The sequence below is a fragment of the Pseudomonas sp. SWRI179 genome (assembly GCF_014268705.1).
Taxonomy (GTDB): Bacteria; Pseudomonadota; Gammaproteobacteria; order Pseudomonadales; family Pseudomonadaceae; genus Aquipseudomonas; species Aquipseudomonas zanjanensis.
In genome coordinates, this window is sequence record NZ_JABWRA010000012.1 from 76,672 (window position 1) to 93,576 (window position 16,905).

A 16,905-nucleotide genomic window follows, 5' to 3' on the forward strand; every position below is an offset into this window, starting at 1 on the left:
AAGTAACCCTCTTTATTGTTGTTGTATGTCAGTTCTTCTGGTGAAACGGCGCCCGCAGTCGAGCCGGGCCAAGCCTGCACAGGCATGAAACATCCAGGGGAAAGCGAATTCGGTTTTGCCGGTGCCTCAGATAGGCGCTGCCGTGACCTCGAGCATCTGCCTGACCAGGCCGATCCGGTCGAAGCTGCTGTCGTGGGCCATTTCCTTGACACCGGCCAACACCGAGCTGTCGCTGATGAATTTGCAGCGCTCATAACGGCGCGCCATAAAGCGTTGGAGCTGCTGTTCAAGGCCGCCGCCGGCGACCAACTCTTCGCCAAGCACGACGGCATCTTCGATGGCCATACCGGCGCCCTGGCCCAAGTGCGGCGTCGTAGCGTGCACCGCGTCGCCAATCAGCACGACCCGGCCGCGATACCAGGGCTCGCTGACGAACACCACCTCCAACGGCTTATAGACGACTCGGTCACTGTCGATAATTTGCTCGCGCAGCTCGCCGATCAGCCCGGTGAAACCACTCAGGCGCTGGCGCATTTGGGACGCCAGCGTGGCAGGCTCTAGCCTTGGGTTGGTGGGCTCGTGGGAGGTCATGAACAGGTACATCTGATCCTGCCCCAGCGGCACCAGTCCGGCATTGCCGGCGGGCCCCTGGAAGGTAGCCAGATGATCGATCCCGGCGGCGCGTGGAAAGGTGTAGCGCCACACCGCTTGGCCGGTGAAGCGCGGCAGGTACTGCTCGCCGAACAGCAGACCGCGCAGGTGGGAATACAGGCCATCGGCGCCGACGACCAGGTCGTAGCGACCGCGACTGGCATCGGTGAACAGCACATCAACGCCCTCGCCTACCTGCTCCAGCGACTCGACACTCAAGCCCAGACGGACCGAGACGCCAAGGGCAGCAACGGTTTCGCTGAGGACTTGATGCAGGGCCAGGCGCGAGATGCCGACGTTGGCTGGGTAGTCGGGGCCGGCCAGGCGCTGACCAGGAATCCGCGCCAGCTGTTCACCGGCGGTGGTATTGATGGTCACATCCTCGAACGCGTAGGCAGCATCCAGGTAGCCGTCCAACACACCCAACTTGGCCATCTCGCGCACGACGTTGCTCTGCTGGATGATGCCAACGCCGTAGACTGTCCACTGCGTCTTGAGCTCGACAAGATCGACGACAATGCCTTTGCGACGCAAAGCGATTGCCGCACATAGACCAGCGATACCACCACCGACGATAAGCACCTTTTTCACTGCGTTCATGCTCGTCTCACTCTTATTCTTGTTATGCACGCGAGCGTTCTGCCGGGGCGATCCCAGGCTTCAGAACTCGCTGTGTTTGCACGCATTCGGTACCGCTTTGTGTCCACTTTCTCGGCAAAGCAGGCGTTTGACTAATCGCATGTAGGGATACGATGTATCAGCTACCGCGATACCTTAATTAAGGTCCACATGCCTCCAACTGACCCGCTTCGAGCACCAGCCAATCGGCCTCGGCTCGCCATCCCAGCGCACTCAGGCTTTCCCCCAGGCACGGCCCGTAGACGCACAGTCCCGTGCTGGGAAGGAACCGGGCACCATGGGCGTAACAGACGATCTGGCTGCCATCGACACTGAGGAAGCGATCCTTGCGGTACTCCAGCCGCACCTCCAGGTGCGGACAACTGTTGCGATAGACACGCACCTCGCCGTCATGGCGCAGGGCAAACACACTGTCCTTGCCCGTACCCAGGGGATCGAACCCGCGGGCCTGCCCTTCGACCAATTCATCCAGTCGACAGAGAACAATTGCGTCGTGGCTCATGGACGAAATCCGCATTCAGGCCTGCTTGGGCGGCGGGCCGCTCGGAAACCATTTTTCCCGGGAGGTGAACAGGAACAACTGCGAGTTGTCCGCCGACAACGGCGCTTGGCGCGCTTGCCAGGCGTCATCGTGCTTGTCCATGTCGGCGTCGTATTCAATGTGGCAACCCAACGGGCTGTTGAAGTACCAGAACCAGTTGGAACCGAAGAGGTGGCGGCCCGGCCCCCAGAAGCTGGTCCAGCCTTGCTGTTCGAAGCGACGTCCGGCCAGCAGTACTTCCGTGCCGCTGCCCATGTGAAAGGTGAAGTGCTCGCAACCCTTCATGTGTGGCGGCGTCTGGATCATGAACAGGCAATGATGGTCATCGGAACCGGCCGGCCGCATGAACGGGCCCGCACCGACAAAGGTGTCAGTGGTCACGAAGCCCAGGCGCTTGTAGAAAGCTTCGGCCTTGGCTGCATCCGGAACAAAATACACCACGTGGGACAGTGTCCGCGGCAAGGCCTGCATGTCGGGACTGATGCCAGGCTGATTGACCGGGCGTTGAGGCGCATGGCCCGGCGCATTGGTCAGGTCGGCGGGCGCGCTGTACGCACGCCGCACGCTGATCTGGAAACCAATGGCAAAGCCCATATCGTCCACGCTGTGCACGGAGCCATCGGCACCGCGGGTCACCGGGCGGTCGCGCCCCAACTCATCGGCGATGGCCTCGAGGTCAGCCACGCTGGCCACGCCATAGACGGTTTCACGAATCGAGGGCGCAGGCCCGATGGCCGCCGGCAGACTGGCATCGTCTGCCCGTCGGATAATCACCGCGGTGCCGTCGAGGGCTTCAAAACGACCGCCCTCACTGTCGACATCGACAGGGAGCAGGCCGTAGTCACGCAGGCAATGGGTACAGGCTTGAATATCGTCGACGCCAAAAATCAAGGCATCAAGGCCAATGATGTTCATTGAGTTACCGCTCCATTGTAATTATTCAGCGCAGGCCAGCACCCCACTTACGGGAACCGTGCCAGGCGAGGCGCTGCCGAGGCTGGACTTGGAGTCGATCAAGCGTCACGGCCAACCGACTGTGGGCCGATACTGAAGGGGCAAAAACTCGCTGACTAATCGCTTGTCGGGATGCGACCTATCGGCAAATGCGATACCTGGCTGCGCAGCGCAAGTTGCATGGAAAATCGAACAGGCATCGTTCGATTCCCCCATTCACGGGACTTGACGCCGCGATAGGAAGGCCGGAAGGTATTTACAAAATAAATACAAGAATCGAGACCGCCATGCGCTTTAACCACCTGGATCTCAATCTCCTGGTGGCGCTGGATGTGTTACTGGAAGAGCAGAACATCACCCGCGCCGCCGAACGCCTGCACATGACTCAATCCGCCACCAGCGGCGTACTGGGCAGGCTGCGCCTCTACTTCGAAGATGAACTGCTGGCACAGGTCGGGCGCAAGATGCAGCCCACGCCCTATGCCCGTGAACTGGCGGCGCCGGTGCGCCAGGTGCTGCTGACGATCCAGTCCTCGATCACCGCCAAACCGGTGTTCGACCCCGCCACCAGCAAGCGTCATTTTCGCCTGATCACGTCGGACTATCTGATCAGCGTCCTGTTTGCCCGGGTGATTCAGAAGATCTCCCTGGAAGCCCCGCACATCACCTTCGAACTGCTCGGCCCCGGCGATACGTCCACCGAGATGCTGATGCGCGGCGAGGCCGACATGATGATCGTGCCCGAGCACTACCTCATCGAAGGCCACCCCTCCCAGCTCCTGTTTGAAGAGGAGCATGTTTGCGTCGTATGGGACGGCAACACGTTGGTAGGCGACAGCATCACCCTCGATCAGTACATCGAGATGGGCCACGTCTCGGTGATTTTTGGCCGCAACCGGCAACTGAGCGTCGAGGAATGGCTGATGAGCCAGTATGGTTTCACCCGTCGCATGGAAGTGGTGACCCACGACTTCAACACCCTGCCGCAGTTGATCGTCGGCACCCAACGCATCGCCACCATGCTCCAGCGCATGGCCAGGCTCTACGCCAACTACCTGCCGCTGCGCATCGTGCAACCACCGGTGAAAATCCCGGTGATGCGTGAGTTCATGCTCTGGCATCGGACCATGGAGGGGGATCCGATGCACCGTTGGCTGCGGGCGAAAATCAGTCAGATCATCAACGAGTTGGAGCAATAATCGCTTCCGCTGCCCTGAGGCGGATCAGGATCTTGTAGTGCGCCCTCAAGTTTCCTGCCGATGGGGCACACGAAGCTCCATCGCCATTCGCAATACCTCCCATCCCGACTCGCGATTGGCCAAACCATCAGCAGCCCCTTAGCCTGCTTCGAACCGTCAGGTCTGGCGCTCCCCGCTGCGGATTTGACCGCCTGCCTTTGCTTGCACAAGGACAATAACCCTCATGTTTCGCTACTTCCCGACCAACTACGTGTGGAATCTTTCCGTCGACCTGGCCATTGAAATGGGCGCCCGCATCGGCGAAATCGAAGAAATGTGCGCGCCGCTGCAAGAAGCCGCCAAGCAACCGGACGCCGCCGGCAGCAAGGCCTTCCGTGAAACCTGGGCGAACATGGCCGACAAGCTGTGCGGCCTGGCGGAAGAAGACGAAGGCAAGGGTCGGCTGTTGTCCGCCGGTGAAAAATACAACCGCGCCGCGACCTATTACCTGAGCTGCGAACGCCTGCAGGCCCACGGTGCACCTGGCCGCACGGAGCTGTACCAGCGCTTTCTGCACACGTTCCAACGCGGTATCGAACTGGCACGGGAAAATTGCGAGCGCGTCGAAATCCCTTACGAAGGCAAACACCTTTCCGGTCTGCTGGTGCGTGCCGAAGGCGTCAGCGGCCCAGCGCCGATCCTGGTGCAGGTCAATGGACTGGATTCCACCAAAGAAATGAAATACCGCGTCGGCCTGCCCGCCTGGCTGGCCAAACGTGGCGTTTCTTCTTTAATCATCGACCAACCCGGCACCGGCGAAGCACTTCGCCTGCACAACCTGACCGCGCGCTTCGACAGCGAACATTGGGCCAGCCGCGTGGTGGATTGGCTGGAAACCCGCGACGATGTCGACGCCAAACACATTGGCCTGGAAGGCGTGTCGCTTGGCGGCTACTACTGTCCGCGCGCGGTAGCCTTCGAGCCGCGCTTCGCGTGCGGTGTCGTGTGGGGTGCCAACCATGACTGGCGCGATGTGCAGAAGCGTCGAATGGAAAAGGAAGGCAGCTTTCCGGTACCGCACTATTGGTCGCATGTGTCATGGGTCTGGGGCGCCAAGGACACGGAGGCGTTCATGGCCATCGCCGAGAATGTTCATCTGGACGGCATCCTGGACCGCATCAAAGTCCCCTTCCTGGTCACCCATGGCGAAAAGGATTCACAGATTCCCTTGAAGTGGGCCCACCGCACTTACGAACAGTTGGTCAACAGCCCAAAACGCGAACTGAAAATCTTCACCGAACGTGAGGGCGGCGTGCAGCATTCGAGCTTCGATAACAGTATCAATGCCGGTCAATACATTGCCGACTGGGTGGCTGAGGTACTTGGTGGGCGTACTGCATGATGACGAAGTTGATGTTCCGGCACGCTGCGAGGGTTTGAGCTTTGCGGTGCAACAGCATGATCGAGCGATGGGCGTCAATGCGCGCGCCCATTTTATTAACAGGGCCCAACCGTGACTGGGTAGCGACTCATACCCCACCGGGACCCGCTGGCGGTCAAACCGTCCACTGTTCTATTCGAATGATCCACTGAAAAAATGCTCAAGTGTCTAGCGCAGCGCATCTAAACTCCGTGGCATTTCTCAGGCACTAAAAAAGCCACTCATCTGAGTGGCTTTTTTCTGAATCTTGGAGCGGGAAACGAGACTCGTATCTGGCGTCCGACTCATTGAAATATAAGGGGTTTCTTTTCTTGCGAAAGCAAGAAAAGACTCAATTCTGGACTTGTTCTTTGGGTCTATCAAGAGCAAAAAAAGAAATTCCAAAGCAAGCTATCGCGTTCTGGCGCACCGGATTTCGTCCAGCAGTCCATCATCTAAGCTCACTGAAGGCTCTTAATACGGAGAGTCGAATCGACGTCGCAGGTACTCACTCGATGACCGAGCGAAAGCTATGGCTGGTCGGTTATGGTGACTGGGCAGGTTCAGCCTCGGCCACCTTGATCGATGTTACCGGGACGGCAATAAGTACTGCTCTGGAAATCGAGGCGTTTCTGTCCGGTCACCGACTCGCAGATTTCCGGTACGTTCCGGCAAAGTCTGAAGCACTTTGTTGATGCGCGCACGGCCAACACCCTGACCAGCGTCGAAGCGTATCTGGAAGAACTGCAAACCGTTCGCCGACAAGGCTATGCAGAAGACCATGAAGAGTTCGAAGACAACATGCGCTGCCTGGCGGCGCCGATTCGAGACCGCTTTGGGCACGTGATCGGCGGCATGAGCGTTTCATTCCACTGTTTTGGCTTCAGGGAAGAATTGAAGCAGGACTACGTCAAGCACCTGATGGAGGCCACGCAGCAGATTTCAGCTCAGTTGGGCTGGCACCTGCGTTGAGTCGTTCCCAAGTCCCGCCGCAGAGCGCATGAACACCGGATCGCGACCTAGGCTCGGGCGGACACTTCGCTCTTTCTCGGCGCTGCCGCTATATGGTTACTGTAGCCCGCCACATTGATCCAGAAAGGCACCACTGGTAAGTCATCGATCATCTGCGGCCCCGCAATCCTGTGAGTGCTGACCCCCATGCGCTTGAGCAGGCGCTCGTTTCCCGGCGCGCTGAATGCAATCAACCGACGAGCGCCAAGGGTCTGCGCGATGTCAATGACCTTGCTCATCAGCCATGTTGTGTCGTGCCAGGCCCGAATGACCTTTGCGCGTCGCGACAAAAGACGCCGACTGGCGAACCGGGATAGCTCCCAGACGGTACTTGAGGACGGCAACGGAGTGTCGCCCATCAACTGGGGGAACACCTCCCCCAACAAAAAGGGACGATCGGTAGGAATCAAGCGCGCACATCCGACGATTTCCTGCTTGCTGTCGCGGGCCAGGACATACACCGTATCCGGTCGATCGAAGGCATCCACCTCTAAGCCCTCGGCGCAGGGCAACGCCCAGCCGAGGCCCTTGACGAACACTTCATACCGGTAGCGAGCCAGTGCCTTGAACAGGGCCGGGGACATATCACTGCGGGTGCTGGCAATCACTTCGAGCATGATCCAGCCTCCCCGGCACAGAACGTTGATATGAACCCTGTGATGGCCGCGGCGACCTCGCCCCCCCGTTCAAGATAGGGCACATGCCCGGAATCCTCGATGACCTGGCCACGGGCGTCGGGCAGTTGCTGGAGCAGGTTCTCCAGGGCAGCAGGCAGGAACACCTGGTCATGCCGCCCCCAGATCACCAGCGTCCTCGAAGCGATCTGCGGAAGCCGTTCGAGAAGCACGTCCAGGCCTTCGCGGCGAAAATCCTCGATCACCCGCTGCACAGCAGCAAACCTCGACCTGCCGCTTGCGGCCATGGCCTGCGCCAGGCGTCCTCGCACCTGGGGTGGCTCCTTGAACACCAGGCTCCAGAAGCGCTTCATCTCCTCGACCGTACGATAGCCGAAGACTGTGCCTTGCCCTTGCAGGCTGGCTTGCAATGCTGGCCCTAGTACCGCCGGGCCAAGACCTGCAGGTGCCAGCAAGACCAGGTGACTGACACGCTGGGGGTATTTCGCGGCATACAGTCCGGCCACGCAACCGCCCAAAGAACTGCCGACCAGAACGAAGGGGCCCTCGACTACCGTTTCCAACAAGCCCTCCAGCTCTGCCAGCAATGCCAGCGGTCCGAAGCCTGCACGCGACTCGTACAAGGATTGGCCATGCCCCGGTAAATCGACGAAAACACAACGGTGATGGCGCGCCATGCCCAGGATCGCAGGTCCCCACTGGTCCTTGCTGGCGCCCAAGCCATGAAGGATGACCAGTGTCGGCCCCTTCTGACGTGCAGTACTTTCCAGATAGGCCAATCGCCCTTGCGCACTGGCGTGCCAGCGCAGCTTCAAACCGAACTGCCATCGGTGGACCAGGCGCAAGGTGCCGAGCAACAGTCGATCAACGCTGTTCATCCGCCACTCCTTGCCCTTTGCTGCCGCCAGCCTTGAGAAAAAATTTCCCGGGCAGGCGCAGTTGGCATAGCGCCACACCTGACAGCGTCAACGCGGCGCCGATCACTAGGCGCTGGCTGATGCCCTCGGCGAGCATGATCTTGCTGACGGCGATCGCGAACAGCGGCACCAGGAGCAGATACGGGCTCAGTTGCTGCATCGAATTGCGTCCGAGCAACCAGAACCAAAGGCCGAATCCCAGAAGACCGCCACTGAGCGCTGTATAGATGACCGCCCACCACGCCTGAGCGCTGGCCGTGTGGACGCTTGCCCATTGCCCGCCCTCCTGGATGAAGGACCACAACAACAGTTGTGGCGCGGCGATGACAGCCGTCCAGGCACTCAAGGCCAGCGGATCCAGCGGCCCGAGACGCTTGGCCAACACCGATCCGACCGCGAATGCCAAGGCCGCCAGCGCCACCAGCAGCATGCCGACAAAAGTCCCGCTCGCCGGCGGTTTGGCCAGCAGCACCAGAATACCGGCGAACGCCAGCAGGATGCCCACCAGCGCGCGCACTTTCAGGACTTCACCCAATAACGCGAACGCCAGAACGAGGGTGAAAGGTGCCACCAGCTGATAGATGATTGCCGAGGTAGAAGCGTCTACCCGGGCGATACCGCAATACAGCAAACCAAAATGCAAGGTGCCGGTAATCGTAGCGATCAAGACCATGGGCCCGAACTGCTCGCGTTTGACACGCTTGAGCAATGGCATGAGGAACAGCGCCATGATCGCGTAGCGCATGGCGACCATGAGGATAGGCGGCAGCTCGGCGCCGCCAATCTTCACGGCGGTGACCTGCGCGCCCCAGAGAAACGCGACCAGCAGCGCCAGCAATGAATCTTTCAATGGCATGATAGTTATCCCTTCTGAAATTGAATGGGCCGCAGGATTCTTTCCGGCTTGCCCGTGGCAACCCCTGTGGGATTAAGTCGACGGTAGTGCTCACAGAGCCGGTCCAGCGTCTCGCACAAGGCCTGTTCCGCTTCAGGATCGTGGGCCAGCTGTGTCTGGAAGCACGGCGGGAACCCCGAGCCGACCAAAATCATTTTGTTGAGCAGTACGTTCAGCGCGACCTGGGAGAAAACGGCCGTGTGCCCGTAGCGCCGGCCGACGACCGCAATCGCCGCGAGCTTGTCGCGCAGCGGGCGTTGGCGTGGACGCATGAAGCCGTAGCCGACCCGCTCCAGAAACGCCTGGAAGCGACTGTTGGTGCCGTAGGCGTGCATGACGGGGAGATAGAGCACCGCATCGGCGCGATCCAGCCGCGCCACCAACTGCCCGACGTCGTCCTGCACCGCGCAGTCCTGGTCTGAACAGGCGTTATCGGCGTCGCAGTAATCGATCCGGTAGTCCTTGAGCCAGATGTCATCGATCTCGATCTCCTCGCCCAAGTGGCGGCGCACCAGCGCCACCACCCGTGCACTGACACCACAAGGTCGGCTGGAACCGACTATGATGGTCAGATTCATGATTCAGGACGCCTCTCGCAGCCCTTCTTCGCCAGCCAGATAGGCTCGCAGCGCTTCCTCCATCAACTGTCCGGTTAGCCACAACGTGACGCGTGCGACTTCCTTGATCTGGCGACGATCGTCTTCGGTCTTCACCGCACGCTGCATGGCCACGCGCACTTCTTCGGCGTGCTTCTCATCTATGGTCGAGTGGGCGACGAAGAACGTCATTTGCTCGTCCTTCAAGCCCAGGTCTGCGCGGAACCTTTCCAGGATCGGCTGGATGTGCTCGTAGACGTCCTCGGCCCAATAGCTGTAGCCCAGTCGTGCGATCGGTCCCTTGCGGATAGCCACATCGTTGAGGAAGGCGATCAGCGCCTGGGTCGGCGCCAGGGGGGCTGGCATTTCCTGTGGCAGCAGCCCGACCGACTCGAGATCGCGCAGTACCATGCGCTCGTGGCCCAGCTCTTCCAGGGCGTGCTTATAGACGAAGCGCAGCAGTGTCGTCTCTTCCGGATCGGCACTGAAGGCGCAGGCGGCCTGGTTGACCGAGTTGTAGCGGGTGTAGTGGTACACCTGCAGCATGAGCTGTTGGTAGAGGGCTGGTGGCGTGTGATTGTCCAGGCTGAACTTCCAGTAGGCGCCCTGCTTGATCTGGGCCCAGCCCGCTTCGACGATAGCGTCGAGTTCCTTGAAGAATGCTTGCATTTCAATAGGCTCCTTTAACATTGTGGTAAACACTTTCGAGTTCCAGGTACACGAGGCTGTAGCGCCGCTCGACCTGTTCCCCGGTCCAGGTAACGTCATCCACCAGCACGCGCCCTCCCAAGCCGACATACAACGCCGCCAGTTGGCCGCGGCACAGGGCCGAGATGAATCGCAGGTGGGTGTTGGCTTTCAGCCAGATGGCCGCCTGCAGGAGAAACATGCGCAGGTGCCGCCCGCCGCGGTATCGCTCGTCCAGCACCAAGCGATTGGCATCGAAGGCGTCCGTCGATTGTTCGAAATAGGCGTGCACATTGACTGCCCGCTCGACGAAACTCAGGCCATGGCCCAGCGGGGTGACGCGCAACGTCCCGACCACTTCGTCCTTGTCCAGGTAGACCAGGTGATAGGACAAGGCGTCGCGCACCTGCTCCCTTCGCTCGAAGTCATCCTCCCGTGCCGGGTTGGTCCCCAGATAGCGACTCCTGAGGTGCCTGACGGACTCGAACAGCTCATTTGCGTTGTCGATCACGCGAACAGACAGGCTCATCGGTGACCTCACTGGCCTTGACGCTGATCGACGATGCGCGCTTCTTTCCAGCTGAACCAACTTCCAAGGTTCACATGTTCAGCAAGATCGCCCACCACCATGACCGTGGCATCGACCCCCAGCCGTTCGCGCAGGCGCTCCTTGATCAGCAGCACCAGACGCCCACGATCACCCTCGAAGAAGCGCGACATTTCCAGCTTGGCGATGACGGTGTCGCGATCATTGGCGCGACTGAGGATGATCTGGTAACCAAGGCATTGTTCGACGCCTTCAAGCAACGCCTGCTCGATCTGCGCAGCCGAGAAGGCGCGACCGTTCAGTTGCACGGCATCCTTCACCCGACCGACAACCTTGACGGTCTGGCGCATCGATTGCGGATAGCCGGGGCGCGACTGGATCGAGACCAGGTCACCCGTGCGGTAGCGGATCAACGGCTTGCTGCCAGGGATCAGCATGGTCACGCACAACTCACCGTCGCCGGTGCAGCCGAGGCTTTCCCCGGACTTGGGATCGAGCACCTCGATGATGTAGTTGAGGCGATGAGGCACCAACTGGTCATTGGCGTTGCAGGCCGCGATGATCATCGCTTCCTGGGAGCCATACAGGCTGTTGTAGGCCTGCGCGCCCCACAGGCTGTAGAGGTTGTTCTTCAACGCTGGCGTGCACAGCTCGCCGCTCATCATGAACGCGCGCAGGGCGAAGTCCTCGCGTGGGTTCAAGCCCTGCCGCTCGGCTTCCTTGGCCATGGCCAGCAAGAGCCCCGGCGCCGACGCGAGCACGCCGATCCGCAGATCCTTGAGCAGTTGCAGCGCCTTGAGCCAACCGATCACCGGTGAGTGCGGCCAGATCTTGGCATTGCACAGGTCGAGTTGGGTGCAGACATCGCCCAGGGTGTCACCGAAGGAATGGACCTCGGTGGGCCCCATGATGCCGACCACGGTCTTTTCACCCGCAAAGTGCTTTTCGATCACCGCCTGGTAGGCCATGGCCAGTTGGCGATTGCTCGCGTAGCTTTCCTTGCGATCCCGTGGGCATGGCGTAGCAGGCCCGGTGGTGCCCGTCGTCTCGTAATAGAAGATGCTGTCTTCCAGCGGGCCGGACAGAATGTCGAAGCCTGCCTCGCGCAAATCATCCTTGGTCGTGAATGGCAAGGTGACGAGCTCATCCAAGGTCAGCGAACGCTCGTCGACCTGGGCAAGGTGCCTGGCATAGAACGGCGAAGAACGCTTCACGTGGCCGATCACTTCCCGCAACTGTTCCTGATGCCATGCCGCCAACGCGGTGTCGCTGAGGACGTCGGTCCAATAGGCATGATGAATCGGATCGTACCGCTTCTTGAATGTGTCTAAATGCTCTTTCATTTCAGCCGCTCAGGTTTGATGGGTTACTGGAACTCAACGGCCACTACGTTAGTGACAGAAGTTACAAATACCCAGCTGCGTTATCCCGCAGTTGTGCGCGTACGAGTTTCTTGTTAAAAGCACGCGCGATTACATATGCGCAGGAATAGTTTTTGTGCCTGTCGACACTAAGAAATGAATGAGATATCAATATCCGTCCAGCAGTTGACAGCCCCGGGGCACACTGGTAATTTCGCTGCACTGCCGCTCGTTCCCGCAGTGCCTAGCCAAGACTGGGATGTCTAAAATGTACTATCACCTTTCTGCTATCAGTTCTTCCCACAGCTACCCCGACAGCTGTTCCCGGGCCACTCTGGCCATCTTCAAAAGCAATATCTGGCGTCGCTAATAATCTAGCGAAGACCAGCGTCTGTCTGCTGCCTGCCAGCAACGTCCTGCTCTCTCCACAATGAAATTCGAAGGTGCTCGCGCCTTGTGCCCTGCGCATCGATGGCTGCAATCCGTTGCAAGCCTGGTATTGCGCGCGACATGAACAGCGTCCGCCCCGAACATTCAGGATATCCGTCAACACCTATTTAAAGTGCCTGCGCACTTTATATTCCCGTGGTGCTCTCTTAATGGAGTGCCTGAATCGTTGCACCTTGAAAATGGTATAACCGTGAATAAACATTTAATTGACGTCAATGTTCTTCGCCGCGAAGAACGTCGATCTACAGATGCACTTGGCATATATGCAAATGCACTGGAGCAACTGGGTCGCGAGTCTGTCTTCATTCTTGAATCACTGTCCGGTCCAAGCCGCGATCGCCGGGCGACGATCGTCGGGCTCGATCCCCTTTTCGAAGTGTGTATCGATGAGGGCCAGGCACAACTGCGAGGCTGTCCTGCGCTGTGTGAACACTTGTCCGCCAGCCTGCAACAAGGGGGGGTGCAAGTCGATCCCGAGCACAAGATCCACCTACCGGACAGCGAGTCAGGGTGGAACCTGCTCCGGACCATCCAGGCTACGTTCCAGCCTGCACCCAATGCCCCGTCCAGCCTGGCGTTCTTCGGCTATTTCTCCTACGACTGCGTTCGCCTGATCGAGCGCCTTCCCGATCTCGCCGAACAGACCTACAGCTACCCGCTCATCGCCCTGTCGGTCTATCAGACACTGGTTTATTTCCACAGCAACGGCATTGTCGAAACCCTGATCAACAACCACCCTCTGTGGGCGCCCCGTACAGTGGAGGATTACCCCTTCCTGAGCGCAACCCCGGCGTGCGAGGCAGTGGATCTGCCACCGTATCCAGAGACATTCGAGGAAATCCGCACGGTCACCCCGGAGCAATTTTGCGAACGTGTCGAAGTCGCAATGGAGCACATCCGCGCCGGCGACGTCTACCAGATCCAACTCGGCCATGAGATCCGCATTCGCTCGCAGGTTGCGCCGTTCGATGTGTACCAGAACCTGCGCCTGCGCAACCCCTCTCCTTACATGTACCTGGCCCATGTGGGCGGTATCGACCTGATCGGTGCCAGTCCGGAGCTGTTCGTCAGGATCAAGGACGATTTGATTGAGATGCGTCCGATCGCCGGTACTGTCGGCAAGAAGCCTGGCGTCGATCCGACCCAGCTGGTGCTGGAGCTGACCCGCTCGGAGAAGGAACGCGCCGAGCACCTGATGCTCATCGATCTGTGTCGCAATGATATCGGTCGCGTCTGCCAGGCCGGCTCGCTGGAAGTCGACGAATTCATGCTGGTAGAGGAGTACTCGCACCTCTACCACATGGTGTCGAACGTTCGCGGTCTGCTGCGCCCAAGCCTGGATGCCTACGACGTGATCAAGGCCTCATTCCCCGCAGGAACCATGTCCGGCGCGCCCAAGGTCAGGGCAATGGAACTGATCGAGGGAATGGAGAGCAACCGCCGGGGCATCTACGCCGGAGCCCTTGGCCTGGTGGGTTTTGATGGCAGTGTAAATACCGCCCTGTGCATTCGCTCGACCGTCTTCGACGAGGGGACCTACCACTTGCGTGCATCCGCCGGGGTGGTCGCCGACTCCGTTCCCGAGATGGAGTGGAAAGAGACGCTGTACAAGATGGGTTCTGTATACCGGGCAGTGACCGGCAAGGAGATCGCACTGTGAAAGTATTCCTGATCGACGCCTACGACAGCTTCGTCTTTATCATCAGCCAGTACCTGGAACAACTGGGGCTGGAAACCCGCGTCGAGCGTCACGACGTGCCAGACCTCCTCCAACGCATCGAGGATTTTTCGCCGGACTTCTGCGTGCTGGGCCCTGGGCCTGGGCATCCGGCCGACGTTGGCTACATCGAAGTGATCAGGCACTTGCAGGGGCGTTTGCCGCTACTGGGCGTATGCCTGGGTCATCAAGCCATCGGCCTGGCCTTCGGCGCTCAGGTTTGCCGCGCCCCGCACGTGATGCACGGCAAAGTGAGCACGATCGAGAACGATGGCAAGGGCGTCTATGACCACACGCAGGCACGCGCCATACAGGCCACCCGCTACCATTCGTTGATGGTCAGCGACCAGCAGCTACCCGACAGCCTGGAAGTCACCTCGAGATCCACCGATGACGGCTATGTGATGGGTGTGCGTCATCGCCACCTGCCAGTGGAAGGAGTGCAGTTTCACCCTGAGAGCATCCTGACCGAAAACGGCCTGGACCTGTTTCGCAGTTTCATCAAGTGTTACGTGCACCAGTGATCCGCCAGAAGGGGCGCACTCCCCTTCTTTTTCCGTGCTCCAGCTGTTTCATTCCCGCTATAACAAGAGCGACTCGTTTATGGACAAACACAACTCCCCCGTCTGCAGCCGGAACCAGGCCGGGCGTACCGCACCGCTGACCGCCTTCATGAGTCTCGCCAAAGATGCCAACCGTTGCGATTGGGAGCGCCTGCTGAACAAAGTGCTGCGTCAGCTCGGCTTCGGCAGCTACCTCATCAGCCTGGGACCGGCAGCACCGAGGGATACCGACCCTCTCGCCGGCCTCATCACCACCTTTCCCAAACGCTGGCTGGAACACTATCGCGGTGACGGGTTGATCGAGATCGACCCGATACTCAGGCACTGTCGACGCGAACTGCTACCTTTTTTCTGGGACAGCGAGCGCAGGCGCGCCCGTGGACGTTCCCGGCACTTCTGGCAACAACGCGAGCAACACGGCCTGCGCAGCGGCCTGAGCATCCCGCTGCGCTACGAGCTGCTCAGGGGAACACTGAGTGTGGCTTTCGATGACACCCAGATCACCGAACAGGAGGGCTTTTCCAACCCTGCCGTTTATCAACTGTTCATGCTCATCCCCTACCTGCTCGCCGGAATGCGCCATCAGTTGCAGGTTCCTGCCCAACCCTGCCAGGACCTCACGCCCAAGGAGTTGGACTGCCTGTATTGGGCCAGCGTCGGCAAGACCACTTGGGAGATTAGCCACATCCTGACCTGTTCCGAGCGCACCATCGACTTCCACCTGCTCAATGCCCGACGCAAGCTGGGTTCGGTGAGTCGCCAACAGGCCGTCAGTGCTGCAGCGGCCTGCGGGCTGGTCATGCCGACGGTTGCCCCACCGGTTTACAGACGCCAGAAATGATAACCCTCGGCCTCGTAGGACTCCCGATCCAGGACAGCCTTGACATCAATCACACACGCCCCGGGCAATAACTTGGTGCGCATTTGCTGCAATGAGGTGCGCCGATAGGCCTCATGCGGCACAGCCACGATCAGCGCATCGCCTGCGGGCAGCTGTTCCCAACTGCTCAATGCGCAGTCGTACTGACGCATGACCGTCGCCGGGTCGGCCAGTGGGTCATGCACATGGACGTTGACGCCAAGGCTCGCAATTCGACGATGATGTCGTGAACCTTCGAATTGCGCACATCTGCGCAATTTTCCTTGAACGTGATTCCCAGCACATTGATCGTCGAGCCCTTCACCACACGGTTGGCGGCGATCAGCAGCTTGATGGTTTTCTCGACGATCCACTTGCCCATGCCATCGTTGATCCGTCGCCCGGCAAGGATCACTTGGGGATGGTAGCCATGGGACTCGGCCTTGTAGGTGAGGTAATAGGGATCGACGCCAATGCAGTGACCGCCTACCAGCCCTGGCTTGAAATCAAGGAAGTTCCACTTGGTGTTCGCCGCTTCCAGCACCTGGCAGGTGTCGATCTTCAGTTCCGAGAAGATCAGCGATAACTCATTCATCAGGGCGATGTTCAGGTCGCGCTGGGTGTTCTCAATGACCTTGGCCGCTTCGGCCACCTTGATCGAAGGAGCACGATGCACCCCCGGCCGGACAATCAGCTCGTACAACGCGGCCACAGTCTGCAAGCTCTGCGGACTGTCGCCGGACACGACTTTGACAATATCGCAAAGCGTGTGGGTACGATCGCCGGGATTGATTCGCTCAGGCGAGTAGCCGACAGTGAAGCCCTCTTTCCACACCAGCCCCGAAGCCTCCTGCAAGGCGGGAATGCACCGTTCCTCGGTCGCGCCCGGGTAAACGGTCGACTCGTAGATGACCAATGCCCCGGGCTTCATGTTCCGCCCCACCGTTTCACTGGCTCGTATCAAGGGTGACAAATCAGGTTGATTCGCCGCATCCACAGGTGTGGGGACCGCGACGATGATAATGTCCGCGCCGCGCAGCGCCGCCGGATCGCTCGTATAGGTGAGCAAGTGCGCCTGCTGCATCTGCTCCTCGCCAAGCTCCCCGGATGGATCTATGGCATCGCCTAATTGATCGATACTGTGCTGGCAGATATCGAAGCCTATGGTCGGCAAGCGCTTGCCGAACTCAACCGCCAGAGGAAGCCCGACATAGCCCAGCCCCACCACCGCGACAGTCCCAAAAATCTGTTCCATCCTTCGCTCCTTGAAACCCGGCTGTGCCT

At 59.7% G+C, this 16,905-nt stretch carries 19 protein-coding genes; 7 read left to right on the plus strand and 12 right to left on the minus strand.

Annotated elements, in window-relative coordinates; translation table 11 throughout:
* Window positions 1-126: 126 nt before the first annotated feature.
* From HU767_RS09345 to HU767_RS09355, 3 genes are all read right to left on the minus strand, one after another.
* Window positions 127-1,251, minus strand: a complete 1,125-nt coding sequence (locus tag HU767_RS09345) for an FAD-dependent oxidoreductase (protein ID WP_186729378.1) — start codon at window positions 1,249-1,251, stop codon at window positions 127-129.
* A 178-nt stretch (window positions 1,252-1,429) separates the two neighbouring features.
* Complete coding sequence (locus HU767_RS09350) at window positions 1,430-1,792, minus strand: Rieske 2Fe-2S domain-containing protein (RefSeq protein ID WP_186729379.1); 363 nt, start codon at window positions 1,790-1,792, stop codon at window positions 1,430-1,432.
* Between the two features lie 15 nt (window positions 1,793-1,807).
* Complete coding sequence (locus HU767_RS09355) at window positions 1,808-2,746, minus strand: VOC family protein (RefSeq protein ID WP_186729380.1); 939 nt, start codon at window positions 2,744-2,746, stop codon at window positions 1,808-1,810.
* Between the two features lie 326 nt (window positions 2,747-3,072).
* On the opposite strand from HU767_RS09355, the gene HU767_RS09360 reads away from it, so the two are divergent.
* From HU767_RS09360 to HU767_RS09375, 4 genes are all read left to right on the plus strand, one after another.
* Window positions 3,073-3,984: a LysR family transcriptional regulator gene (locus HU767_RS09360; protein WP_186706207.1), complete on the plus strand. Its 912-nt coding sequence runs from the start codon at window positions 3,073-3,075 to the stop codon at window positions 3,982-3,984.
* A 223-nt stretch (window positions 3,985-4,207) separates the two neighbouring features.
* Window positions 4,208-5,365, plus strand: coding sequence for a prolyl oligopeptidase family serine peptidase (locus tag HU767_RS09365; protein ID WP_186706206.1), 1,158 nt, complete (start codon window positions 4,208-4,210; stop codon window positions 5,363-5,365).
* Between the two features lie 350 nt (window positions 5,366-5,715).
* Window positions 5,716-6,078, plus strand: a complete 363-nt coding sequence (locus tag HU767_RS09370) for a hypothetical protein (RefSeq protein WP_186706205.1) — start codon at window positions 5,716-5,718, stop codon at window positions 6,076-6,078.
* A gap of 49 nt (window positions 6,079-6,127) precedes the next feature.
* On the plus strand, window positions 6,128-6,355 hold the full coding sequence (locus HU767_RS09375; protein ID WP_238349444.1) for an IclR family transcriptional regulator C-terminal domain-containing protein: 228 nt from the start codon (window positions 6,128-6,130) through the stop codon (window positions 6,353-6,355).
* A 47-nt stretch (window positions 6,356-6,402) separates the two neighbouring features.
* Here HU767_RS09375 and HU767_RS09380 read toward each other — a convergent pair whose 3' ends face one another.
* The 7 genes from HU767_RS09380 to HU767_RS09410 are packed head-to-tail and all read right to left on the minus strand — an operon-like array spanning window position 6,403 to window position 12,014.
* Window positions 6,403-7,011 (minus strand): acyl-homoserine-lactone synthase, encoded by a 609-nt coding sequence (locus tag HU767_RS09380; RefSeq protein WP_186729381.1) that lies wholly within the window; start codon window positions 7,009-7,011, stop codon window positions 6,403-6,405.
* A complete protein-coding gene (locus HU767_RS09385; RefSeq protein ID WP_186706203.1) occupies window positions 6,999-7,907 on the minus strand; it encodes an alpha/beta fold hydrolase in 909 nt (302 codons plus the stop codon). Before HU767_RS09385 ends, HU767_RS09380 begins: the two co-directional genes overlap by 13 nt.
* A complete protein-coding gene (locus HU767_RS09390) occupies window positions 7,894-8,802 on the minus strand; it encodes a DMT family transporter (protein ID WP_186729382.1) in 909 nt (302 codons plus the stop codon). Before HU767_RS09390 ends, HU767_RS09385 begins: the two co-directional genes overlap by 14 nt.
* Before the next feature lie 5 nt (window positions 8,803-8,807).
* A complete protein-coding gene (locus HU767_RS09395) occupies window positions 8,808-9,419 on the minus strand; it encodes a flavodoxin family protein (protein ID WP_135845913.1) in 612 nt (203 codons plus the stop codon).
* Window positions 9,420-9,422: 3 nt separating this feature from the next.
* Window positions 9,423-10,106, minus strand: coding sequence for an iron-containing redox enzyme family protein (locus HU767_RS09400; protein ID WP_186706201.1), 684 nt, complete (start codon window positions 10,104-10,106; stop codon window positions 9,423-9,425).
* A gap of 1 nt (window position 10,107) precedes the next feature.
* Window positions 10,108-10,653: an acetyltransferase gene (locus HU767_RS09405; RefSeq protein WP_186706200.1), complete on the minus strand. Its 546-nt coding sequence runs from the start codon at window positions 10,651-10,653 to the stop codon at window positions 10,108-10,110.
* 8 nt (window positions 10,654-10,661) lie between these two features.
* The gene (locus tag HU767_RS09410; RefSeq protein WP_186706199.1) at window positions 10,662-12,014 is read right to left on the minus strand and encodes a phenylacetate--CoA ligase family protein; all 1,353 of its coding nucleotides are present in this window, start codon (window positions 12,012-12,014) and stop codon (window positions 10,662-10,664) included.
* Window positions 12,015-12,672: 658 nt separating this feature from the next.
* On the opposite strand from HU767_RS09410, the gene HU767_RS09415 reads away from it, so the two are divergent.
* From HU767_RS09415 to HU767_RS09425, 3 genes are all read left to right on the plus strand, one after another.
* The gene (locus tag HU767_RS09415; RefSeq protein WP_186706198.1) at window positions 12,673-14,142 is read left to right on the plus strand and encodes an anthranilate synthase component I family protein; all 1,470 of its coding nucleotides are present in this window, start codon (window positions 12,673-12,675) and stop codon (window positions 14,140-14,142) included.
* A complete protein-coding gene (locus HU767_RS09420; protein WP_186706197.1) occupies window positions 14,139-14,723 on the plus strand; it encodes an aminodeoxychorismate/anthranilate synthase component II in 585 nt (194 codons plus the stop codon). Before HU767_RS09415 ends, HU767_RS09420 begins: the two co-directional genes overlap by 4 nt.
* Before the next feature lie 79 nt (window positions 14,724-14,802).
* Complete coding sequence (locus HU767_RS09425; protein ID WP_186706196.1) at window positions 14,803-15,603, plus strand: LuxR family transcriptional regulator; 801 nt, start codon at window positions 14,803-14,805, stop codon at window positions 15,601-15,603.
* On the opposite strand, the gene HU767_RS28690 is transcribed toward HU767_RS09425, so the two are convergent.
* Complete coding sequence (locus tag HU767_RS28690) at window positions 15,585-15,827, minus strand: UDP binding domain-containing protein (RefSeq protein ID WP_202894653.1); 243 nt, start codon at window positions 15,825-15,827, stop codon at window positions 15,585-15,587. The genes HU767_RS09425 and HU767_RS28690 overlap by 19 nt on opposite strands.
* Window positions 15,770-16,876 (minus strand): nucleotide sugar dehydrogenase, encoded by a 1,107-nt coding sequence (locus HU767_RS09430; protein WP_202894654.1) that lies wholly within the window; start codon window positions 16,874-16,876, stop codon window positions 15,770-15,772. Before HU767_RS09430 ends, HU767_RS28690 begins: the two co-directional genes overlap by 58 nt.
* Between the last annotated feature and the right edge of the window lie 29 nt (window positions 16,877-16,905).